The organism is Pseudoxanthomonas winnipegensis (genome assembly GCF_004283755.1).
Classification (GTDB): Bacteria; Pseudomonadota; Gammaproteobacteria; order Xanthomonadales; family Xanthomonadaceae; genus Pseudoxanthomonas_A; species Pseudoxanthomonas_A winnipegensis.
Genome location: NZ_SHMH01000005.1, coordinates 57,772 through 80,725, shown reverse-complemented (window position 1 = coordinate 80,725; position 22,954 = coordinate 57,772). Strand labels below are relative to the sequence as shown.

The 22,954-nt window shown below is 71.0% G+C and carries 14 protein-coding genes and 1 riboswitch; of the genes, 5 read left to right on the top strand and 9 right to left on the bottom strand.

The features are described from left to right. Together EAT51_RS10675 and pdeM are read left to right on the top strand one after the other, a co-directional pair. Complete coding sequence (locus EAT51_RS10675; protein ID WP_228257915.1) at positions 1 to 2,703, top strand: DEAD/DEAH box helicase; 2,703 nt, start codon at positions 1 to 3, stop codon at positions 2,701 to 2,703. Further along, positions 2,693 to 3,340 (top strand): ligase-associated DNA damage response endonuclease PdeM, encoded by a 648-nt coding sequence (pdeM, locus tag EAT51_RS10670; protein ID WP_130517791.1) that lies wholly within the window; start codon positions 2,693 to 2,695, stop codon positions 3,338 to 3,340. Before EAT51_RS10675 ends, pdeM begins: the two co-directional genes overlap by 11 nt. Positions 3,341 to 3,357: 17 nt before the next feature. On the opposite strand, the gene EAT51_RS10665 is transcribed toward pdeM, so the two are convergent. Beyond that, entirely contained in the window at positions 3,358 to 4,608 is a 1,251-nt protein-coding gene (locus tag EAT51_RS10665) for a multidrug effflux MFS transporter (protein WP_130517789.1), read from the bottom strand. A 308-nt stretch (positions 4,609 to 4,916) separates the two neighbouring features. Continuing rightward, a riboswitch (glycine riboswitch) is annotated at positions 4,917 to 5,031 on the top strand. Between the two features lie 155 nt (positions 5,032 to 5,186). Here EAT51_RS10665 and gcvP point away from each other — a divergent pair. Next, positions 5,187 to 8,075, top strand: a complete 2,889-nt coding sequence (gene gcvP, locus EAT51_RS10660) for an aminomethyl-transferring glycine dehydrogenase (protein WP_130561600.1) — start codon at positions 5,187 to 5,189, stop codon at positions 8,073 to 8,075. Between the two features lie 227 nt (positions 8,076 to 8,302). Further along, complete coding sequence (locus EAT51_RS10655) at positions 8,303 to 10,417, top strand: putative bifunctional diguanylate cyclase/phosphodiesterase (RefSeq protein WP_130517784.1); 2,115 nt, start codon at positions 8,303 to 8,305, stop codon at positions 10,415 to 10,417. 12 nt (positions 10,418 to 10,429) lie between these two features. Here the strand turns inward: EAT51_RS10655 and EAT51_RS10650 are convergent, their stop codons facing one another. Together EAT51_RS10650 and EAT51_RS20295 are read right to left on the bottom strand one after the other, a co-directional pair. Continuing rightward, on the bottom strand, positions 10,430 to 12,340 hold the full coding sequence (locus EAT51_RS10650) for a hybrid sensor histidine kinase/response regulator (RefSeq protein ID WP_130517782.1): 1,911 nt from the start codon (positions 12,338 to 12,340) through the stop codon (positions 10,430 to 10,432). A 249-nt stretch (positions 12,341 to 12,589) separates the two neighbouring features. Continuing rightward, positions 12,590 to 13,081 (bottom strand): DNA-binding protein, encoded by a 492-nt coding sequence (locus EAT51_RS20295; protein ID WP_165421918.1) that lies wholly within the window; start codon positions 13,079 to 13,081, stop codon positions 12,590 to 12,592. A gap of 196 nt (positions 13,082 to 13,277) precedes the next feature. On the opposite strand from EAT51_RS20295, the gene EAT51_RS10640 reads away from it, so the two are divergent. Further along, positions 13,278 to 15,620, top strand: a complete 2,343-nt coding sequence (locus EAT51_RS10640; RefSeq protein WP_130518731.1) for a GH92 family glycosyl hydrolase — start codon at positions 13,278 to 13,280, stop codon at positions 15,618 to 15,620. Between the two features lie 66 nt (positions 15,621 to 15,686). On the opposite strand, the gene EAT51_RS20290 is transcribed toward EAT51_RS10640, so the two are convergent. The 6 genes from EAT51_RS20290 to imuA all read right to left on the bottom strand — a co-directional run bounded on the left by EAT51_RS20290 (position 15,687) and on the right by imuA (position 22,953). Further along, positions 15,687 to 15,845, bottom strand: coding sequence for a hypothetical protein (locus EAT51_RS20290; RefSeq protein ID WP_165402960.1), 159 nt, complete (start codon positions 15,843 to 15,845; stop codon positions 15,687 to 15,689). Positions 15,846 to 15,929: 84 nt separating this feature from the next. Next, positions 15,930 to 16,556 carry a hypothetical protein gene (locus EAT51_RS10635; protein WP_130517780.1) on the bottom strand — a complete coding sequence of 209 codons (627 nt, stop codon included), beginning with the start codon at positions 16,554 to 16,556 and terminating at the stop codon, positions 15,930 to 15,932. Between the two features lie 327 nt (positions 16,557 to 16,883). Then, on the bottom strand, positions 16,884 to 17,399 hold the full coding sequence (locus EAT51_RS10630) for an alpha-ketoglutarate-dependent dioxygenase AlkB (RefSeq protein ID WP_130518729.1): 516 nt from the start codon (positions 17,397 to 17,399) through the stop codon (positions 16,884 to 16,886). Between the two features lie 80 nt (positions 17,400 to 17,479). Continuing rightward, positions 17,480 to 20,746 carry an error-prone DNA polymerase gene (locus tag EAT51_RS10625; protein WP_165421917.1) on the bottom strand — a complete coding sequence of 1,089 codons (3,267 nt, stop codon included), beginning with the start codon at positions 20,744 to 20,746 and terminating at the stop codon, positions 17,480 to 17,482. Between the two features lie 36 nt (positions 20,747 to 20,782). Further along, positions 20,783 to 22,210 carry a Y-family DNA polymerase gene (locus EAT51_RS10620; protein WP_130517779.1) on the bottom strand — a complete coding sequence of 476 codons (1,428 nt, stop codon included), beginning with the start codon at positions 22,208 to 22,210 and terminating at the stop codon, positions 20,783 to 20,785. 92 nt (positions 22,211 to 22,302) lie between these two features. Continuing rightward, entirely contained in the window at positions 22,303 to 22,953 is a 651-nt protein-coding gene (gene imuA, locus EAT51_RS10615; RefSeq protein ID WP_228257893.1) for a translesion DNA synthesis-associated protein ImuA, read from the bottom strand. Position 22,954 lies beyond the last annotated feature (1 nt).

Sequence of the window (22,954 nt, the reverse complement as noted above, 5' to 3'; positions counted from 1 at the left end):
CTGCAGGCCTGGCTGGGCACGCGCGGCTGGAAGCCGCTGCCGTTCCAGCGCGAGGTCTGGCAGCACTACCTGGCCGGCCGCTCCGGCCTGCTGCACACCCCGACCGGCAGCGGCAAGACCCTGGCCGCCTTCGGCGGCCCGCTGCTCGAAGCCCTGCAAGAAGCCGCCGCAAGCTCCTCTCCGCCCGGGAGAGGGGTTGGGGTGAGGGTGCGCCCGAAGACAAGAAGCGCAACCGCACCAGATCTGCCTGCTGAACTAGCGCTTCAGACAGCGGCGACGCCCAAGGGCTCTTCTTCCAACCGCGAGGAAGCAGAACCCACCCCGCCCCCCAGAAAGAAGAACAATCGCGTCCGCCCCCTCCAGGTGCTGTGGATCACCCCGCTCAAGGCGCTCGCCGCCGACACCACCCGCGCCCTGAGCGAGGCCATCGCCGGCGTCGGCCTGGACTGGCAGGTCGGCCAGCGCACCGGCGATGCCAGCGCGCACGACAAGCGCTTGGCCCGCGCCGGCAAGCTGGACGTGCTGGTGACCACGCCCGAGTCGCTGGCCCTGCTGCTGTCCTATCCCGACACCGCGCCCCAGCTGCGCCAGATCCGCGCGGTCATCGTCGACGAATGGCACGAACTGCTGCCCAACAAGCGCGGCGTGCTGCTGCAGCTGGCACTGGCCCGCCTGCGCGCGCTCTCGCCGCGCATGAAGACCTGGGGACTGTCGGCGACGCTGGGGAATCTGGAGGAGGCTGCGGGGGCGTTGATGCCGGTGGAAGTGGGGCCGGAGGCCAGCGGCCAGGGGCCAGAGAAAGCGCTCGCCGCGCGCGTCACGGCCACCGAGCAGGCCCATGCGCCTGCTTCAGCCCCTGGCTCACGGTCCCCGGCTCCTGACCCCGGCTTTGCACTCGTCTCCGGCGTCCGCCCCCGCACCCTGGTGATCGAGACCCTGCGGCCCAAGGCCGGCGAGCGCTTCCCGTGGTCGGGCCATCTGGGCCTGGCGCAGCTGGCGCGCGTGCTGGACAAGCTGATGTCGGTGCGCACCAGCCTGGTGTTCACCAATACCCGCGCGCAGGCCGAGCTCTGGCACCAGGCGCTGGCCTCGGTCTGGCCCGAGGCGCTGGAGACCCTGGCCCTGCACCACGGCTCGCTCGGCCCCAAGCTGCGCGCGCAGGCCGAGGCCGGCCTGCGCGCCGGCACGCTGCGCTGCGTGGTGGCCACCTCCAGCCTGGACCTGGGCGTGGACTTCCCGGCGGTGGACCAGGTGCTGCAGGTCGGCAGCCCCAAGGGCATCGCGCGCCTGCTGCAGCGCGCCGGCCGCGCACGCCATCGTCCGGGCGAGGCCGGCCATGTGGTGTGCGTGCCGACCCACGCGCTGGAACTGGTCGAATACGCCGCCGCGCGCCAGGCCATCGCCCGCAACGCGATCGAGCCGCGCCACGCCCCGCGCCTGTCGCTGGACGTGCTGGCCCAGCACTGCGTCACCCTGGCGCTGGGCGGCGGCTTCGAGGCGGACGCGCTGCTGGCCGAGGTACGCACCACCCAGGCCTTCGCCGCGCTGGACGAGGTCACCTGGCGCGCGGTGCTGGACTTCATCGAACGCGGCGGCAGCGCGCTGGACCGCTACCCGGATTTCCACAAGGTGGTGCGCGACGAGGATGGCGTCTACCGCGTGCACGACCGCAAGGTCGCCCTGCGCCACCGGCTGTCCATCGGCACCATCACCAGCGACGGCGCGGTGCAGGTGAAGTTCCTGCGCGGCGGCGGGCTGGGCTCGATCGAGGAACAGTTCGTCGGCCGCCTGCGGCGCGGCGACCGCTTCCAGTTCGCCGGCCGCACGCTGGAACTGGTGCGCCTGGAAGACATGACCGCCTACGTGCGCGTGGCCAAGCGCGGCGACGGCACCGTGCCCAAGTGGATGGGCGGACGCATGCCGCTGTCCTCCGAACTGGGGCACGAGGTGGAGGCCGTCTTCGGCGGCGACCACAGCGCGCCGGAGCTGCGCGCGATCGCCCCGCTGCTGTCCCTGCAGGCGCGCCTGTCCGCCCTGCCCGCGCCGGGCAGCCTGCTGTGCGAGCGGGTCAAGGCGCGCGATGGCCTGCACGTGTTCCTGTACCCCTTCGCCGGACGCCAGGTGCACGAGGGCCTGGCCGCGCTGCTGGCGCTGCGCTGGGGCCGGCTGCACGCCAACACCTTCGCCTTCGCCGCCAACGACTACGGGCTGGTGCTCTCGCCCGCCAATGCGGTCGAGCTGGAAGAGGACACCCTGCGCGCCCTGCTCTCGCCCGCGCGGCTGTTGGAGGACCTCACCGCCAGCCTCAACCTGGGCGAGCTGGCGCGCCGCCAGTTCCGCGAGATCGCGCGCGTGGCCGGCCTGCTGCCGCCGTCCCTGCCCGGCAAGACGCCGCGCAGCATGCGCCAGCTGCAGGCCTCCAGCGGGCTGCTGTTCGACGTGCTGAACCGCCACGACCCCGACCACCTGCTGCTGCACCAGGCCCAGCGCGAGCTGTTCAGCGGCGTGCTGGAACTGGACCGCCTCACCGACACCCTGCACGATTGCGCCCGGCGCCAGCTGCGGCTGTGCGCCCCGGCCAGCCTGACGCCGTTGTCTTTCCCGCTATGGGCCGAGAGCCTGCGCGGGCAGCTCAGCACCGAGGACTGGAGTACGCGCGTGCAGCGCGCCGCGCAGCAGCTGGAACGCAAGCATGGCCGTTGAGCTGGACCTGATGCTGGCCGGTGAACCGATGCGCGCCCTGGGCGACCGGGCGCTGTACTGGCCCGCGCGCCGGCGCCTGCTGATCGCCGACCTGCACCTGGGCAAGGGCGACATCTTCCGTCGCGCCGGCATCGCCCTGCCCAGCGGCGGCACCCACCACGACCTGGCCCGGCTGGCGGCGCTGGTCGAACACACCGGCGCGCACGAGCTGTGGGTGCTGGGCGACGTGCTGCACGGCCCGGCGCCGCAGGCCAGCTGGCGCGGACATGTGGACCGGTGGCGGCGCCAGCACCATCACCTGCGCGTGATCGCGCTGGCCGGCAACCACGACCGCGACCTGGACGCCGCCGCCGACCTGGGCTTCGAGGTGTTTCCCGACAGCGTCGAGGACGGGCCGTTCGTGCTGCGCCACCACCCTCAGCCCGATCCGCAGCGGCACGTGCTGTGCGGCCATCTGCATCCGGTGTTCAAGGCGCCGGGCACCACGGTGCGCTGGCCGGCCTTCCTGCTGCGCCAGGAGATGACGGTGCTGCCGGCGTTCTCGCAGTTCACCGCCGGCGTGGTGCCGGACCTGGCCCCGGGCGAGCGGCTGATCGCCTGCGTCGAGGGCCAGGCGATCGCGCTGCCGCCGGCCTGAGCGGGCGTGCCTGGCGTTTAGACGTTGTCCTGCGGCTCCAGGCGCGGGGTGATCGCGTCCTGGCGCGGCAGGCGGCGGCCGGCGCGGCGGTCGGCCTTCCAGCACAGCCAGCCGGCCAGGAAGAAGGCACTGGCGGCCAGCGCCAGCTTGACCGGGTGATGCGCCACCAGCGGCGAGACCACGCCGGCGACCAGCGCGCTGACCATCAGTTGCACGAAGGCCTGCAGCGAGGACGCCAGGCCGCGCTGATGCGGGTACAGGTCCAGCACGGCCAGCGCCAGGATCGGGAACACCAGGCCCATGCCGGTGCCGGCCACGAAGATCGGCAGCACCGCCCACGGCACCTGCAGGCGCGGCGCCAGCAGCGCGTAGACGATGCTGGCCACGCCGGACACGCCGCAGCAGACGAAGCCCAGCCGCGCCTGGGTGGCGGGCTTCATCCTGCCGGCCATGCGCCCGGACAGCCACGCGCCCAGGGTCATGCCGCCGATGGTGGGCAGGAACAGCCAGGCGAACTCCTGCTCGGTCTTGCCCAGCAGTTCGAGCACGAACACCGGCGCCGAGGCGATGTAGAGGAAGACCCCGCCGAAGGCCAGCGCGCCGGACGCGGCCAGCCGCTGGAAGCGCCGGTCCAGCCCGATCGAGGCATAGCGCCGCGCCAGCCCGCGCGGCGACAGCGGCGTGCGCGCGTCCACGGGCAGGGTCTCGGGCAGCCAGGCCGCGGTGGCCAGCAACAGCAGCAGGCCGAAGACCATCAGGAACCAGAAGATCATCGGCCAGCCCAGGCCAGTGCCCAGGATCCAGCCGCCCATGATCGGCGCGATGGCCGGGGCGATGCCGAAGATCATCGACACCTGGCTCATCAGCCGCTGCGCCAGCGGGCCGGCGTAGAGGTCGCGGATCACCGCGCGCCCGACGATCATGCCGGCGCCGGCCGAGAAGCCCTGCAGCGCGCGGAACAGCAGCAGCGTGCCCAGATCGCGCGACAGCGCGCAGCCGGCCGAGGCGGCCACGAACACGCACAGCCCGGCCAGGATCACCCGCCGCCGCCCGAACGCGTCGGACAGCGCGCCATGGGCCAGGCTCATCACGCCATAGGCCAGCAGATAGACGCTGACGGTCTGCTGCACCGCGGTCTGGTCCACGCCCAGGCGCTGGGCCAGCTGCGGGAAGGCCGGGAAGATCGTGTCGATGGAGAACGGGCCGAACATCGCCAGCCCCGCCAGCAGCAGGGCGAGACGGCGGGTCGAGGTGGCGGGCAACGGCATGCGGGGGTCCGGGAAAGCGGGGGCCTGCCGCGCGGACGGCACGGCGGGCGCGCCGCGCGCAGGGCGCGGCGTGACGGGGAAGGAAGGCGGGTTGGCGCTCATGATAGGCGCTGCGCACAGCGTCTTGCCGCACGGCACTGAACAGGGCTCGCCCGGCTCGCGCTGCCGCAGGCGATACGCACCCGTCCCCGGCCCGTATAATCGCCAGGGCAACACAGGTGGGAGAAGCGGCGCGGGGCCATGCCAGGCCCGCACCGCTGCCGAAGGCGCAACGCCCGTAATCGCTCAGGCCCGATACCACCGCAGGCAGCACACACTCTGGAGAGACCGGCCGCCCGCAAGGGTCGGCGCCGGCGCCGAAGGGGCACAAGGCGCAGTCCAGCGCGCCTCCAAACTCTCAGGCAGAAGGACAGAGGGGCGCGAGAGGATGCTTCCATCCGCTCGTCGTTCCCGCGCAAGCGGGAACCCGGCGACGTTGCCCGCGGTCAGGCCGCAGGCCGGCGCCGGACCTCCGCTTCGCGCGGGGGGACGCGGCCAGGAGGGGAGGTCCGTTCCATCCCGCGTGCCCTCTTCTTCGGATGCCTGCCATGTCCCAGCCCTCCCCGTCCTTGCGCGACCTCGAACACCACGCCGCGTTCGTCGAACGCCATATCGGCCCCAACGACACCGAGATCGCGCAGATGCTCGAGGCGGTCGGCCACCCCAGCCTGGATGCGATGACCGACGCCATCGTCCCGGGCAAGATCAAGTCGCCCGCCGCCCTGGCCCTGCCCGAGGCGATCACCGAAGAGGAGGCGCTGGTCAAGATCCGCGCCATCGCGCGGAAGAACCAGGTGTTCAAGAGCTTCATCGGCCAGGGCTACTACGGCACCCACACGCCCAAGGTGATCCTGCGCAACATCCTGGAGAACCCCGCCTGGTACACGGCCTACACGCCCTACCAGGCCGAGATCTCGCAGGGCCGCATGGAAGCGCTGATCAACTTCCAGACCCTGTGCGCCGACCTGACCGGCATGGAGATCGCCAACGCCTCGCTGCTGGACGAGGCCACGGCCGCCGCCGAGGCGATGACCCTGGCCAAGCGTTCGGCCAAGTCCAAGTCCAATGTCTTCTTCGTCCACGACGCCGTGCATCCGCAGACCCTGGAGCTGTTGCGTACGCGCGCCGAGCCGCTGGGCATCGTGCTGGAGCTGGGCACCCCGGCCCAGGCGATGGAGGCCGACGCCTTCGGCGTGCTGCTGCAGTATCCGGACACCTTCGGCCAGCTCTCGTTCGACACGCTCGCCGGCTACCAGGCGCTGACCGACGCGGTGCATGCGCGCCAGGGCCTGGTGGCCGTGGCCACCGACCTGCTGGCGCTGACCCTGATCGCCGCGCCCGGCGAATGGGGCGCGGACATCGTGGTCGGCAACTCGCAGCGCTTCGGCGTGCCGTTCGGCTTCGGCGGCCCGCATGCGGCGTTCATGGCCTGTCGCGACGCCTTCAAGCGCTCGATGCCCGGCCGCCTGATCGGCGTGTCGATCGATGCCGAGGGCAACCCGGCCTACCGCCTGACCCTGCAGACCCGCGAGCAGCACATCCGCCGCGAGAAGGCCACCTCCAACATCTGCACCGCCCAGGTGCTGCTGGCGGTGATGGCCTCGATGTACGCGGTCTACCACGGCCCCGAGGGCCTGACCCGGATCGCCCGCCGCACCCATCGCCTGGCGGCGATCCTGGCCGCCGCGCTGCGCGGGGCGGGCGTGCAGGTCGGCGAGCACTTCTTCGACACCTTGCACGTCAAGGCCGTCGATGCAGACGCGCTGCACGCCCGTGCGCTGCAGGCCGGCATCAACCTGCGCGTGATCGACAGCGAGGCGCTGGGCATCAGCCTGGACGAGACCACCACCCGCGCCGACATCGTCGCCCTGGGCAAGCTGTTCAGCGTGGAGGTCGATGTGGACGCGCTGGACGCGGCCAGCGCCGATGCGCTGCCGCAGGGCCTGGTGCGCACCAGCGCGTTCCTGCAGCACCCGGTGTTCAACACCCACCACAGCGAGCACGAGCTGCTGCGCTACATGCGCGCCCTGGCCGACAAGGACCTGGCGATGGATCGCACCATGATCCCGCTGGGCAGCTGCACCATGAAGCTCAACGCCACCGCCGAGATGATCCCGGTGACCTGGCCCGAGTTCTCCGCCATCCATCCGCTGGCCCCGGCCGCGCAGTGGGCCGGCTACCGCCAGCTGATCGACGAGCTGGAGGCCATGCTGGTCGAGTGCACCGGCTACGACGCGGTCAGCCTGCAACCCAACTCCGGCGCGCAGGGCGAGTACGCCGGCCTGCTGGCGATCCGCGCCTACCACCGCTCACGCGGCGAGGGCCATCGCGACATCTGCCTGATCCCCGAATCGGCGCATGGCACCAATCCGGCCTCGGCGCAGATGTGTGGCATGAAGGTCGTGGTCACCAAGTGCGATGCCAACGGCAACGTCGATGTCGAGGACATCCGCGTGCAGGCCGAGAAGTATTCCGACCGCCTGGCCGCGCTGATGATCACCTACCCGTCCACGCATGGCGTGTTCGAGGAGGACATCGTGGCCATCTGCGAGGCCGTGCACGCGCACGGCGGCCAGGTCTATACCGACGGCGCCAACATGAACGCCCTGGTCGGCGTGGCCAAGCCGGGCAAGTGGGGCTCGGACGTGAGCCACCTCAACCTGCACAAGACCTTTTGCATCCCGCACGGCGGCGGCGGCCCGGGCGTGGGACCGTGCGCGGTCAAGTCGCACCTGGCCCCGTTCCTGCCGCGCACGCTGGGCGGACAGGGCGAGGTGGGCATGGTCTCGGCGGCCAGCTTCGGCTCGTCCTCGATCCTGCCGATCAGCTGGATGTACATCACCATGATGGGCAGCGCCGGGCTGCGCAAGGCGACCCAGGTGGCGCTGCTCAACGCCAACTACATCGCCAAGCGCCTGGCACCGCACTACAAGACGCTCTACACCGGCCGCAACGGGCTGGTCGCCCATGAGTGCATCCTGGACGTGCGCCCGCTGGAGAAGACCACCGGCATCAGCGCCGAGGACATCGCCAAGCGCCTGATCGACTTCGGCTTCCACGCCCCGACCCTGAGCTTCCCGGTCGCCGGCACGCTGATGGTCGAGCCGACCGAGAGTGAGTCCCAGCACGAGCTGGACCGCTTCATCGACGCCATGATCCAGATCCGCGAGGAGATCCGCGCGGTCGAGGACGGCCGCCTGGAACGCGAGGACAACCCGCTCAAGCACGCCCCGCACACCGCCGTGCAGGTCTCGGGCAGCGAGTGGACCCACGCCTACCCGCGCGAGCTGGCGGCCTTCCCGCTGCCCTCGCTGCGCCAGGCCAAGTACTGGCCGCCGGTGGCGCGCGTGGACAACGTCTACGGCGACAAGCACATCATGTGCGCCTGCATCCCGGTCGATGCCTACAAGGAAGACGTCGAGGCCTGATCCCAGGCCCGGGTCGAGACCACGAAAGCCCCGCCTCGGCGGGGCTTCTCGTTGCGGGCGGTGTCACAGGGCGATGACGCGCCAGGTCACATTCCGCCGGGCTCCGGCAGGCTCGAGGGGGCGTGCGACCGCCTGATCCAGCCCGCACGGGACGCGCCGGGATCGGCATGGACCTTGCTTGACCGGCTGGTCGCGGTGCCCTCCCCCGAGCCGAATTCGTCAGTCGCATGTCCGGTATCTACAACCCTCTGCTGGTGGTCGCGTCCTTCATCGTGGCCGCCTTCGCCTCGTATGTGGCGCTGAACCTCACCGGGCGCATCGCCGCCAGCAGCGGCCGGGCCGCGCGCGGCTGGCTGGTCTGCGGCGCCTGCGCGATGGGCTTCGGCATCTGGTCGATGCACTTCATCGGCATGACCGCCTTCCGCCTGCCCATCCCGCAGGGCTACGACCTGCTGATCACGCTGTATTCGCTGCTGATCGCGGTGGTGGCCTCGGCCTATGCGCTGTGGATGGTGACCCGCGAGACCCTGCCGGCCAGCCAGCTGTTCGGCGGCGGGACGATCATGGGCGTGGGCATCGCCGCCATGCATTACGTGGGCATGGCCGCCATGCGCATGCAGCCGGGGATCGACTACGACCCGCTGTGGTTCGCCCTGTCGGTGCTGATCGCCATCGCGGCGGCCACCGCGGCGCTGTGGATCTTCTTCCGGCTGCGCAGCGAGCGCCTCAGCCACCTGCTGCCGTGGCGCCTGGCGGCCGCCAGCGTCATGGGCCTGGCCATCGCCGGCATGCACTACACCGGCATGGCGGCGGCGCGCTTCCCGGCCGGAAGCGTGTGCGGCGCCGCCCTGCACAACGGCCTGACCCCGCCGGTGCTAGCGGCGCTGATCGGCATGGCGACCTTCGCCATCCTGGGCATCGCGCTGATGACCTCGGTGCTGGACCGGCGCCTGCAGGACCGCACCGCGCTGCTGGCCGCCTCGCTGGCCAAGGCCAACAGCGAACTGAGCCATCTGGCCCTGCACGATGGCCTGACCAGCCTGCCCAACCGCATCCTGCTGGAGGAGCGGCTGGGCGAGGCCATCGCGGCGGCCGAGCGGGAGGGCGGGCGCTTCGCCCTGCTGTTCGTCGACCTGGACGGCTTCAAGGGCATCAACGACGCCTACGGCCACCAGATCGGCGACCGGCTGCTGCTGCAGTTCTCCTCGCAGCTGGTCAGGCGCCTCTCGCCGCACGCCACCATCGCCCGGCTCGGCGGCGATGAGTTCGTGGTGCTCAGCACGATCGAGGCGCCGCAGGACGCGATGCGCATCGCCGAGCTGCTGATGGAGCTGGCCAGCGTGCCGCTGGAGCTGGACCGCGGCGAGATCGCCGTGTCGGCCAGCATCGGCGCGGCGCTGTATCCCGAGCACGGCACCGTCGCCCACGACCTGCTGGCCAACGCCGATGCGGCGATGTACGCGGTCAAGGAGCGCGGCCGCAACGGCTACCAGCTGTTCGAGCCGGGCATGAACCACGGCGCGCATGCGCGCATCGCGCTGATCCAGGATCTGCGCCGCGGCCTGCAGCGCAACGAGCTGCGCCTGCACTACCAGCCCAAGCTGCGCGCACCGGACGGGCCGGTGATCGGGGTGGAGGCGCTGGTGCGCTGGCAGCATCCGCAGCGCGGGCTGATCATGCCCGGCGACTTCATCGCGCTGGCCGAGCGGTCCGGCCTGATCATCGAGCTGGGCCGCTGGGTGCTGGACGAGGCCTGCCGCCAGCTCGCCCAGTGGCGCGCCCAGGACCTGGAGGTGCAGAGCGTGGCGGTGAACCTCTCGCCCAACCAGTTCCATTCCGACCAGCTCTACCAGGATGTGGCGCAGGCCCTGCGCCGCCACGGCCTGCCGGCCAGCGCGCTGGTACTGGAGATCACCGAATCGATGGCCATGCACGATGCGGAGGCCAGCCTGGCGATCCTGCAGCGGCTGGTGGAGATGGGCGTGAGCATCTCCATCGACGATTTCGGCACCGGATACTCGAGCCTGCTGTATCTGAAGAAGCTGCCAGCCAGCGAACTGAAGATCGATCGCGGCTTCGTGCAGGACCTCGAGCGCGGTGGCGACGATGCCGCCATCGTATCGGCCATCATCGCGCTGGGCCATTCGCTGGGGCTGCAGGTCATCGCCGAGGGCGTGGAAACCCCGGCCCAGCAGTCCCTGCTCACCGAGCTGGGCTGCACCCTGCTGCAGGGCTATCTGCTGGGCCGTCCGATGCCGGCCGAGGAGGCGTGCGGCTTCTTCGAGAAATGCCAGGACGTGGGATCGCCTGACAGCCGGACGCCGGGGCCGATCCCGACCTGAGCGGGTGCCCGCTCAGGCGCGTTCGGTCACCGCCGCCAGCGCCTCACGCAGCTTGGCCGCGGTCACCGGCTTGACCAGATGGTGGTCGAAGCCGGCCTGCCGGGTCAGCTCGCGATCCTCCGTGGTGCCCCAGCCGGTCAGCGCCACGATGCGCAGCGCTGCGCCGTCGGCCCGCGCGCGCAGCCGGCGGCAGACCTCGTGCCCGTCCATGCCGGGCATGCCGATGTCGGTGATGATCACGTCCGGCCTGGCCTGTTCGGCCGCGGCCAGGCCGTCGGCGCCGTTGTAGCGCGTGGTGACCTGGTGGCCGAGCAGCTCGAGCACCATCGAGATCGAATCGGCCGCGTCGCGGTTGTCGTCGATCAGCAGCAGCTGCAGCGCACCGTCGCGGGCCGGCTTGTCCTCGACGCCGTGCACCACGGCCGGTGCTGGGGCGTCCAGCGGCAGGCGCACGGTGAAGGTGCTGCCCTGCCCCAGGCCGGCGCTGTGCGCCTCGATGACGCCGTCGTGGCGGCCAACGAGCTCGCGCGCCAGCGCGATGCCCACGCCCAGCCCGCCGAAGGACGCGTGCCGGTTGCTGTCGACCTGGGCGAAGAGTTCGAAGATGTGCTGCAGCTTGTCGGGCTCGATGCCGATGCCGGTGTCGCGCACCTCGACCATCGCCCGGCCGTCCTGTTCGCCCACGCGCAGCCGCACCCGGCTGCCGGGATGGCTGAACTTGGCCGCGTTGCTGAGCAGGTTGCCCAGCACCTGCGCCATGCGCGTGGAATCGGCGCGCACCCACACCGGCGTCTGCGGGAGCTCCAGCTCCAGGCGCACGTCGCGTTCCAGGTAATGGGCACGGAAGGCCTCGGCCACATGCGCGGCCAGCTGGCCCAGGTCGCAGCGCTCCTTGCGCAGCACCACCTTGCCCAGCGCGATGCGGTTGATGTCCAGCAGGTCGTCCAGCAGCTGGCTCATCTGCACGATCTGGCGCTCCATCATCGGCGCGGCCGGATGCATGGCCACGCCGTGGCTGCCCAGCTTCATCGCCTGCAGGCCGCTGGTGATGGTCGCCAGCGGATTGCGCAGTTCGTGGGCCAGCATGGCGATGAACTCGGTCTTGCGCCGGCCGTCCTCGCGCAGCGCATCCTCCATCTGCTTGCGGGCGGAGATGTCGTTGAACAGCACCGCCACCTGATGCAACGCCGGGTCGCCGAAGCGGAAGGCATAGACGTCGTAGTAGAAGCCCAGCTGCGCGGCGCTGTGCTCGAAGCGCTCGGGCACGCCGCTGCGGGCGATGCGTCCATAGGTCTGGAACCAGTGCTCCTCATGCGCCGGCGCGATCTCGCGCATGCGTTGACCCGGCGCGTCCTGGATACCGGTCTGCCGCGCAAAGGCGGCGTTGACCTCGAGAAACAGGTAATCCTGCGGACGTCCCTGCGCATCGAACAGCATCTGGATCACACAGAAGCCCGCATCGATCGAGTCGAACAGCAGCCGGTACTTCTCGGCCGCCTCGCGCGCGCGTCGGCGCAGCGAGTTGCGCCCGGTCACATCGTCCAAGACGCCGATCAGCTGGCTCGGGCGTCCCTGCGCGTCGCGGGCGACCACGCGCGCACGGTCGCGCAACCAGCGCTGCCCGCCGCCGGGCAGGCGCACGCGGTACTCGATGTCCAACGGCGCATCGCCGGCGAGGAAGGCGTCGTACTCGCGGCGCGCGCCTTCGGTGTCGGCCTCGAACAGCGCCTGCCACCAGTCCTGTTCCGGCGAGGACAGCCCGAGCAGCAGGCGTGCGTCCTCCCCGTCCGGGGCGCGACGTGCCGACGCCGGCAGCGCCGGCGTGTGATAGAGCACGCCCTCGGTGCGCTGTGCGTCGGGAACGGCGCGTTCGAACGCCTCCGGCATCGGCGCCCCGTCGGGCACCGGTGTGGTGTACGGCATCGCATGACCCCTGTGGTGACTCCAGCAGGCTAGCGGCTGGGGATTCGATGGTCTGTGAACAGCGTGGCGATCCTCGCGGCCGCGGGCGCCGCCGGGCGCACCCGGCCACTGCTTTGGCGCACATTCTGCTCAGAGGCGCTAACCGTTACGCGTTGTGCGGGAACGGCGGTTGAAACGCTCGGGCGACATGCGAAGGTCGCTAGGTTCCCGCGTTCGCGGGAACGACGGTTGAGGCCTGTGCGCGGGCCGTCAGCTGGATTTCTTGCGCGCCGTCTTCTTCGTGGCCTTCTTTGCAGACTTCTTCACGGCCTTCTTTGCTGTCTTTTTTGCGGCCTTCTTCGCGGCTTTCTTGACGGCCTGCTTCGTCGTCTTCTTCGTCGCTTTCTTGGCAGTCTTCTTGGTCGCTTTCTTCGCGGTCTTCTTTGCGGCCGACTTCGTCGCCTTCTTTGCCGCCTTCTTGGCCACCTTCTTCGTGGCGCGCTTGCGGCCGGTGGCCAGATCCTGGCCGGCCTTGTGCTTGACCTCGCCTGAGGCCTTCTTGGCGGGCTTGGCCTGCACGCCGTCGCGGCGCGCTCTGGACAGGCCGATCGCGATGGCCTGCTGCCTGCTCTTGGCGCGACCCTCGCCGGCCTCCAGTTCCTCGATCTCCTCGCGCACGTACTCGCCGGCCTGGGCGCTGGGGGACTTGCCGGCGCGCTTGTCGTCCTGCGCGGCCTTGTGTGCGGACTTGTTGCTGGGCATGGAAGACTCCCGATGCATCTGGAGTCCCACCTATAGAGCCGCCCCTGTCAAGGTCGCGTGCGTATCGCCGTGATGCATGCCACCGCAGGACCAAGGTCGAGCAGGAATGCCGGCCCCTCCGTGCTAGGGTCCGTGCCCATCATCGCAATGGGGTCCATGAACAATGCGAAACCTGTCCTCCCAGCGCTCGGCGCTGATGCGGCATGTCGGCGTCCTGGGGCTGGCCGGTCTGCTGACGGCACTGCCGCTGTCGAGCACCGCCGCACAACGGCTGACACCAGCCGAGCAGGCGGCGTTCGATGCGGTCGATCCCTTCATCGGCAGCGGCGGCGAGGGCCACACCTTTCCCGGCGCCACCCTGCCCTTCGGCATGGTGCAGCTTTCGCCCGATACCCAGATCAAGTCGCGCAAGGACGGCTATGACTGGGCGGCGGGCTACCGCCACAGCGACAGCACCATCGTGGGCTTCTCGCATACGCACTTCTCCGGCTCGGGACATTCGGACCTGGGCGACTTCCTGCTGATGCCCTCCACCGGCGAGGTCAAGCTGGAGCGCGGCGACATCGACAAGCCCGGCAGCGGCTTCACGTCGCGCTTCCGTCACCAGACCGAGACCGCCCAGCCCGGCTATTACGCCGTGACCCTGGACGATGCCGGCGTGCGCGCCGAGCTGACCACCACCGCGCGCGTGGGCGTGCACCGCTACACCTTCCCCAAGGGCAAGCCCGGGCACGTGATCCTGGACATGCGCACCAGCATGTACGATTACCCGGGCAAGGTGCTGTGGTCGCGCGTGCGGCTGCGCGCCGACGGCACGGTGACGGGTTTCCGCGAGACGCGCGGCTGGGCGCCCGGTCGCCAGCTGTATTTCGCCATGCGGTTTTCCAAGCCCCTGACCGGCCACACGCTCAACGACACCGAGCAGGACGTGATCTACAAGGGCTTCGCCCCGCCGGCCGACAAGGCTCCGGGCCAGCGCGCGCAGATCGAGGGCCGCCAGCTGGTCGCGAGCTTCGATGTGGGCGATGCGGGTGGCCCGCTGCTGGTCAAGCTGGCGATCTCGCCGGTCAGCGAAGAGAACGCCATCGCCAATCTCGATGCCGAAGTGCCCGGCTGGGACTTCGACGGCGTGCGCGACGCGGCCAGGCAGACCTGGGCCACGGCGCTGGCCGCGGTGCAGGCGCAGGGCACGCCGGTCCAGCGCACGCAGTTCTACACCGCGCTGTATCACACCTTCCTCGGGCCGACGCTGTTCATGGACGTCGATGGCCGCTATCGCGGCCCGGACAACGCCGTGCACCAGGCCAAGGGCTGGACCAACTATTCGACCTTCTCGCTGTGGGATACCTATCGCGCGCTGCATCCGCTGCTGACGATCGTCCAGCCTGCCGCGCACACCAACGACATCGTCAACTCGCTGCTGGCCGCGCGGCGCGAGAGCCCGTATGGGATCCTGCCGATCTGGGCGTTCAACGGCCTGGAGACCTGGTGCATGATCGGCTACCACGCCGTCCCGGTGATCGCCGATGCCTACATGAAGGGCATCCGCGGCTACGACACGCGCCAGGCGCTGGAGGCGATGGTCGCCAGCGCCAACTACGGCCCCTACGACGGCATCGCCCAGTACCGCGAGCTGGGCTATGTGCCGATCGACGAGGAAGGGGAAGCGGCCTCCAAGACGCTGGAATACGCCTTCGACGACTGGACCATCGCCCAGGTGGCGCGCGACATGGGCGATGCCGGCATCACCGCCGAGTTCGACAAGCGCGCCGGCAACTGGAAGCACGCCTTCGACCCGGCCACCGGCTTCATGCGCGCGCGCAAGCGCGACGGTTCCTTCCGCGAGCCGTTCGATCCCACCGCCAGCGGCTACGGCACCGACTACACCGAAGGCAACGCCTGGCAGTACTCGTGGTACGTGCCGCAGGACGTGGCCGGGCTGGTCAAGGCGCATGGCGGCGCCGACGCGCTGCTGGGCAAGCTGGATGCGGCGTTCGATGCCAAGGTGGACCCGAAAGTATTCGAGCACATGGAGGACATCACCGGCCTGATCGGCTGGTACGCGCACGGCAACGAGCCCGGCCACCACGTGGCCTATCTCTATGCCTACGCTGGCCAGCCCTGGCGCACGCAGCAGCGGCTGAAGCAGATCATGGACACCCAGTACAAGGCCACGCCCGACGGGCTGGCCGGCAACGACGATCTGGGCCAGATGTCGGCCTGGTACGTGTTCACCGCGCTGGGCTTCTACCCGGTCACGCCGGGCAGCAACCAGTACATCATCGGCCGGCCGTTCCTGCCGCGCGCCACGCTCAACCTGGAAGGCGGCAAGCGCTTCACCGTGATCGCCGACGGACTGGATGCCGCACATCCTTACGTCGGCAGCGTGCTGTTGAACGGCAAGCCGCTGGATCGCGCCTACCTCACCCACGCGCAGATCATGGCCGGCGGCGAACTGCGCTTCACCATGCAGGCGCAGCCGAACACGACCTGGGCCACCGACCTGGGCAAGCTGCCCTATTCGATGTCTTCGCAGTAAGTAGTCCAGGTCGGAGCAAGACGAAGGGCGGGTCGCAGGACCCGCCCTTCGTCGTTGTGCGCGGCCTCAAGCGCCGTGCGGATGGCCCGGTGCGAGCGGTTCGTCGACGGCGGGGTCGCCCTCTTCCTGGCCGTCATGCCGCGACGGGGCGGGCAACGGCGGCGGATCGTCCACGCGCGGGTCCATGTCGGACGGCGGGATGGGGTCGTTGGGCAGGGTCGGCATGCGGCGCTCCTAAGGGCTGTCCACAACAGACTGCATGCAGGGGCGTGGACGTCACGCCATTGCGTGACGGAGGAGGCGCGAGGCCTAGAGCCGCGCGGCCAGTGCCTGGTTGAAGTTGGCCGGCAGCGGCGCGGTCATCGACTGGGCCTGGGCCATGGACGGAGCGAGCGTGCCGCCCAGCTCCAGCGCGCCAGAGCGCGATCCGGCCGGTGCCACCCAGTCGCTGGCCGCGATCGGGGTGGCCATGGCCGGCGCGGACGCGGGACGGTGCAGCAGGTCCTGCATCTGACCGCGCAGGCCCGGCATGGCGGCCAGCACCAGGACCAGGGCCATCGCCGCGCCACCGCAGCTGATGGCAGCGCGCAGCGCCAGGGCCGGACGCCCCGGCGTGCGGACGCGCGTGGCGATAGGCGTGTCCTCGACAGGGGCATCGAGCAGCGCGGCGCGCGCGGCGTCTTCGCACAGCGTGATCTGGCCCAGGCGCAGCGCGGCCTGGTAGGCGGCCACGGTGAAGCCGGCGGCGGCGATCAGCTCGCCCCGCGTCGCACCCTGGGTGAAACCGTCGGTGGCCAGCTGCTGCACGGCGGCCTGCGCCTGCGCGCCATGGACCGAACCGTAGGCATGGACCAGCACGATCTGCCCGCCACGGCTGAGCAGCAGGGCGGCATCGGGCTGCTGCGGGCCATCAGCGGGCAGCGGCGCGGCACGCACGGCAAAGCCTTCCTGGCGATACGCCAAGGCCAGGCGATCGCCAACGGAAGCTGACGCACCCCCGGCGCGCCGGAGGCGATGGTGATGCTTCAAGCCGTGCATGTAACGCCCCTGTTCCTGGCGAGCCTTTGCGGATCGCGTGCGCCTGTTTAGATCGGCCAAGACGGTGCTGCAAGCGCTTTCTGAAGCGGATATCCCGAATTACCAACGTGATCGAGTTGACAAGTGCATGTACGTCACGCTTGCCGATGAAACAGCGGCATTGCCGGGCCGCCAGCCGGCAAACTCAGGCGTTGCACGCCGCACGCAATGCGCTTGACGCAGTTCTCAGTCCGGCCGCGCGCGGAACACCACGCTCATGCGCGGCGCCACCGCCGCATCGGTCTTGGGAATGCCGTGTTCGTGAGTGAGCTGGCTGGCATGGCTCATCACCAACAGGCTGCCCGGGGCCAGATCGAGGGCGAAGGTGCGGCGGCGGCCGTGCATGGCGCGGATGTGCATGCGCCGCGTGCCGCCCAGCGAGACCAGCGCGATCGGTTGGCCGGGCACCAGCGTGTGCAGCTTGTCGTGGTGCATGGCCACGCTGTCGCGGCCGTCGCGATAGAAGTTCATGCCCACCCCGGTGTACGGCGCCGGCACGCACGCTTGCACCAGGGCCAGCATGTCGGCCAGCGGCAGCTGTGGCGGCAACTCGTCCAGCCGGTAGCCGGCGCGCAGACGCGGCACGTCGACGATGCGGTCGTACATCGGGCGGCGCTCGTGCTTCCAGTGGGCGCCCTCGCGCAGGGCGTCGAACCAGCGCGCGGCGGTGGCCGGATCGACCACGTCGGGCCAGTAGCGCATGCCGCCCTCGGCGTCGTCGAACACCGTCAGCGGCGCGGGCGCGAACAGGTCGCCGACGTACGGATGGGCCGAGCGCGCGTTCAATGGAAATCCCGCGAGGGCAGCGCCAGCTCGCCGAGCATCTCGCTCAGGTCGCGCAGGTCGCCGGCGATGAGGTGTTCGACCCCGTCCACGCGCTCCCAGCGCCCGCGCACGGCCAGCAGCCGCGACTCCAGCAGCGCGCGCCGCCGGCGCATCGCCAGGTGCGGCCAGACGATCACGTTGATCATGCCCTGCTCGTCCTCGAGCGTGACGAAGATGGTGCCCTTGGCCGTGGCCGGGCGCTGGCGCTGGGTGACCAGCCCGGCCACGTGCACGCCGCTGCCGCTGGGCCGGTCCTGCAGCTCGCGCAGGCCGAGGATGCGCTGGGCGCGCATGCGCCCGCGCAGCAGCGCCATCGGATGCGCCTCCAGGCTCAGGCCGACGCAGCGGTAGTCGGCGGTGATGTCCTGGCCGATGCGCGGCGCCGGCATTGCGATGGCCTGTTCGCGCGGGCTGCCGGGCAGCAGCGGGCGGCGACGCTCGACCCCGGCCACCGCCCAGCGCGCGGCATTGCGGTGACCGACCAGCGAGCGCAGCGCGCCGGCTTCGGCCAGCGCGGTGCGGGCCTTCTCGTCCAGGCCGGCGCGCAGGCACAGGTCTTCCAGATCGGCGAAGGCGCGCTGCGCGCGCGCGGCCATGACCGCCTTGCCGGTGGCTTCGGACAGGCCGGCCACCTGGCGGAAGCCCAGACGGATGTCCGGCTGCTCGCCCGGATCGTGCGCGCTGCGCCACGGCCTTCCGCCGACCAGGGTGTTGTCCCAGTCGCTGTGCAGCACGTCCACCGGCAGCACGGTGACGGCCTGGCGCGCGGCCTTGCCGCGGCGCGCGTCCTGCACGATCTGGCTGGGCGAATAGAACCCCATCGGCTGCGCGTTCAACAGGCCGCAGGCGAAGGCCGCAGGCTCGTGCCGTTTGAGCCAGCAGCTGACATAAACCAGCTTGGCGAAGGAGGCCGCGTGGCTCTGCGGGAAGCCATACGAGCCGAAGCCCTTGATCTGGTCGAAGATCTGGTCGATGAACGCCGGCGCGTAGCCCTTGTCCTCCATCAGCTGGCGGATGCGCACGCGGTGCGGCTCCATGTCGCCGCCGCGTCGCCAGGCGGCCATCGAGCGGCGCAGGCCGTCGGCCTCGTCCGGCTGATAGCCGGCATGGATCACCAGCTCCATCACCTGCTCCTGGAACAGCGGCACGCCCAGCGTCGGCCCGAGGATCTCCTCGACGCCCTCGGACGGATAGGTGGGCTGCTCCAGCCCCTGACGCCGGCGCAGATAGGGATGGACCATGTCGCCCTGGATCGGCCCGGGGCGCACGATCGCCACCTCGATCACCAGGTCGTAGAACTTGGCGGGCTTGAGCCGCGGCAGCATGGCCATCTGCGCGCGCGATTCGATCTGGAACACGCCGACCGTGTCGGCCAGTTGGATCATGTCGTAGGTGGGCTTGTCGTTGGACGGGACACTGGCGATGTCGTGATCGCGCCCACGGTGCACGCGGATCAGGTCCAGCGTCTTGCGGATGCAGGTCAGCATGCCCAGCGCCAGGCAGTCGACCTTGAGCATGCCCATGGTCTCCAGGTCGTCCTTCTCCCACTGGATGATGGTGCGGTCGGCCATGGCCGCGTTCTCCACCGGCACCACGGTGGACAGGGTCTGCTCGGCGATGACGAAGCCGCCGACGTGCTGGGACAGGTGGCGCGGCTTGCCTTCGAGCATGCAGGTGAGAGCCAGAATCCTCACGATCAGCGGATTGGCGGTGTCGAAGCCGGCCTCCTCCAGCCGCTGCTGCATCGGCGTGTCGCCATTGCCCCAGCCGAAGCAGTTGGCCAGCAGCGCGATCTGGTCCGGCGGCAGGCCGAAGGCCTTGGCCACCTCGCGCACCGCGCTCTTGCCGCGGTAGCTGATGACCGTGGCCGCCAGCGCCGCACGCGCGCGGCCGTACTTGCGGTAGACGTACTGGATGACCTCCTCGCGCCGCTCGTGTTCGAAATCGACGTCGATATCGGGCGGCTCGTTGCGCGCCTTGGACAGGAAGCGGGAGATCAGCAGGCGATTCTCGTCCGGGTCCACCGCGGTGATGCCCAGCGCGTAGCACACGGCGGAGTTGGCCGAAGAGCCGCGCCCCTGGCACAGGATTCCCTGCGACTTGGCGAAGCGCACCACGTCATGCACGGTCAGGAAGAAGGCCTCGTACTCCAGCTCCTCGATCAGCGCCAGCTCCTGCTCGATATCGCCCCGCACCTTGTCCGAGAGCGTCAGGCCGCGCTCGGCCCAGCGCGTGCGGATTCCGGCCTCGGTCAACTCGCGCAGATAGCTGGTCGCGGTATGCCCGGCCGGCACCAGCTCGGCCGGGTAGTCGTACTTCACATCGCGCTTGAGGTCGAAGCCGCTGCAGCGCCGGGCGAGGTCCACCGTCGCCTCGAGCAGCGCCGCCGGATAGATGTTGCCGAGCGCCCGGCGCGAGCGCAGGTGGCGCTCGCCGTTGCGGAACAGCAACGCGCCGGCCTCGGCCAGCGGCACGGTGTGGCGGATCGCGGTGATCGTGTCCTGCAGCACGCGCTCGCGGCGGGTGGCCATGTGCACATCGCCGCTGGCCAGGGGCGTCATGCCCAACTGCCCGGACAGCGCCAGCAGCGCGGCCAGCCGCGCGTCGTCGTCGCCGTCGCGCAGCAGTTCCACCGCCAGATAGGCGCGCTCGCCGAACACCTGCTGCAGCCAGCGCCCGTCCTGCGCCTGCGGCTGCGCGCCGGGCAGCCACAGGGCGAACAGTTCGGGCGCCGCGACGTGGAACTGCGCCTCCACATCGGCACGCGTCAAGGTGTAACGGCCCTTGCTGGCGGCGCGCCGCGCGGTGGTGATCAGCGCGCACAGCTGGGTGTAGCCGGCGCGCGTCTCCACCAGCAGCACGAAGCTGGTGCCATCGACCAGCGCGAACTCGCTGCCGACGATCAGGCCGACGCCGGTGGCCCGTGCGCCTTCCCAGCCGCGCACGATGCCGGCCAGCGAGCATTCGTCGGTGATCGCCAGCGCGCTGTAGCCGCAGGCCTTGGCACGTTCGAACAGTGCCGTGGCATCCGAGGCCCCGCGCAGGAAAGAGAAATCCGACAGGCAGTGCAGCTCGGCATAGGCCGGCAGGCCGTCTGCGGCCACGCCCTGCGGCGCATCGTCGTTGGCCGCCGTGCGCAGGCGCTGGGCCGTGCGCCAGGCGCGCGGCATGCGCCCGCCCGGCGTGTCCCGATCCACCCCATCGACCGCGTCATCCCAACTCATCGCCCTCTCTCCCGCAGCCTTCCACTCTGCCCCGCCTCATCCAAACCACCCATGCAGCATCCACGGCGCGTCGCGCACGCCGGCCGGCTGGAACGCCCAGGCACGCTGGCCGCGCGCGGTTTCCACCACGTAGTAGTCGCGGCGCGCATCGCCCTGGTCCCACCAGCCGCTTTCCAGGCGTTCGGGGCCGGAGATGATCCGCGCCGGGCCATGCAGGGCCACCGGCTGCGGCAGCAGCCAGGCCGGGCGCGGCGGACGCGCGGGGGCGGTCTCCACGCCGCGCGGCGCATCGCCCAGGGCGCGGCGCCAGGCCTTTTCCGGGCGCGCATCGCCGGCCGGTTCGACCCGGTAGACGGCCGCATCGCCCAGCCGCGCGCGCAGGCGCTCGCGCAGTTGCGGCCAGTCCAGCGCCTGCTGCGGGCGGGTGTCGAACAGGTCGCGCACCGCGGGCACGAACGGCGGCAGCTGCCGCGCCAGCAGGCGCAGGCCCACCACCGGCTGATCGATGGCCACGCGCTCCAGGCGGTTGCGCGCCAGTTCGAACAGCAGCGCCTGGTTACGCTCGGGCGCCAGCAGGCCGACCTCCACATCGCTATGGCCCTGCTCGTGCTCCAGCCGCAGCACGAAACGCTGCACGCCGCCGTCGCGGATCGACAGATAGGTGCACAGATCGCCGACTAGGCGCCGCAGCGGGAACAGCAGCGCCATGTGGTTCTCCACCTCATAGCCCATCTCCACGCGCGCGTCGAAGTGGTCCGGCGGTGCGTACCAGTCCAGCGGGTCGTCGGCCTGCCCGTACAAGCGATCCAGGTGTTCGAGCAGGGCCAGACCGAAGCGCCGCCGCAGCCCGTCGCGCGGCAGTGCGCGCAGCGCGGCCAGCGTGTGCAGACCCATGCGGTGCAGGCGCTCGCCGCTGTCCTCGGGCAGGTGCGCGGCGCGGACCGGCACCGCGTCGAGGACCTGCTGCAGGCGCTCGGGCCGGGCGATGGCCAGGCCGTCCTCGCGCCCGGCCAGCACCTGCGCCGCGCGCGGCGTGGGCGCCAGCGCCAGACGGTGGCGGAAGCCGAGCGTCTCGAGCTCCTCGCGCAGGCGCTGGGCGAAGCGCGGCCACGGCCCGAACAGGCGGAAGCTGGCGCGCGCCTCCAGCACGATCGCATGCGGCCACTGCTGGCTGACCAGCGAGCTGTGCCGGTAGGCCCAGCTGGCCAGGAAGCGCTGGCTGCGCGCCTGGTCCTGCGCATCGAAATCCACCGTGCGCACCTGCGCCAGCAGCGCGTGCGCGGCCGACAGGCGCATGCCCGGCGTCAGCCCGGCCTGGGCGGCGGCGGCGTTGACCGAATGCAGCCGCCGCAGCTGCGCCGGGCCTTCGACCAGCACCAGCGGCGCGGCGCGCTCGTCCTCGGGCAGGCGCCGGAGCACCGCGTCCATGGCCAGGTGCGGCAACAGGATGCAGGCCCACAGCATCAGCGCACCGCCCGCGCGCAGGGCGCCGTGTCAGCGTCGGGTCGGGGAGCCGGATTCCACGGCAGCGGTCGATGCGATGGCATGGCCACGCCTCAATGCACCAGCCGCAGCGGCTGGGCCGGCACCTGGCCGCCGCGACACTTGCGCACGCGCCAGGCGCCCTCCTCGCTGTGGTACTCCAGGCGCAGCGCGGCCGGTGAAGCGTTGAGCGCATGGCGCGCCTCGCGCAGGGCGAAGCCGCAGCAGTCGCCGCTGTCGGCGGCCACCTGCAGGCGGCGCAGCGCGCGCTCGTCGGCCGCCTGCGGCCAGCCCAGCACGGCCGCGCAGGCGCCGCTGCGCAGGCACTGCTCGAAGGCCCACAGCGCATCGCGCGGCGCCGCGTCGACCACCTCCAGCTGCGCCAGATCCACCCCGCGGCCCTGCCAGGCCGGCGCGTAAGGAATGTACGGCGGGGCGATCAGCGCCACGCGCTCACCGGCGCTGGTCAGGCGCGCCAGCGTGGGCAGCAGCAAGGCGATCTCGCCGATGCCGTCGGCCGGCAGCAGCAGCTCGGTCAAGGCCTTGCGCGGCCAGCCGGCGGTGGGCAGCAGTGCGTCCAGCGCGGCATGGCCGGTGGGCTCGCCGTCATGGCGCGGCGCGCCGCCGCGCCCGGCCCGCCAGACCGTGCGCGCGGCCAGCAGCTCGTCCAGCGGCAGGCCCGGGGCCCGCACCGCCGACAACGCACGACGTGGCACCTCGGCCACG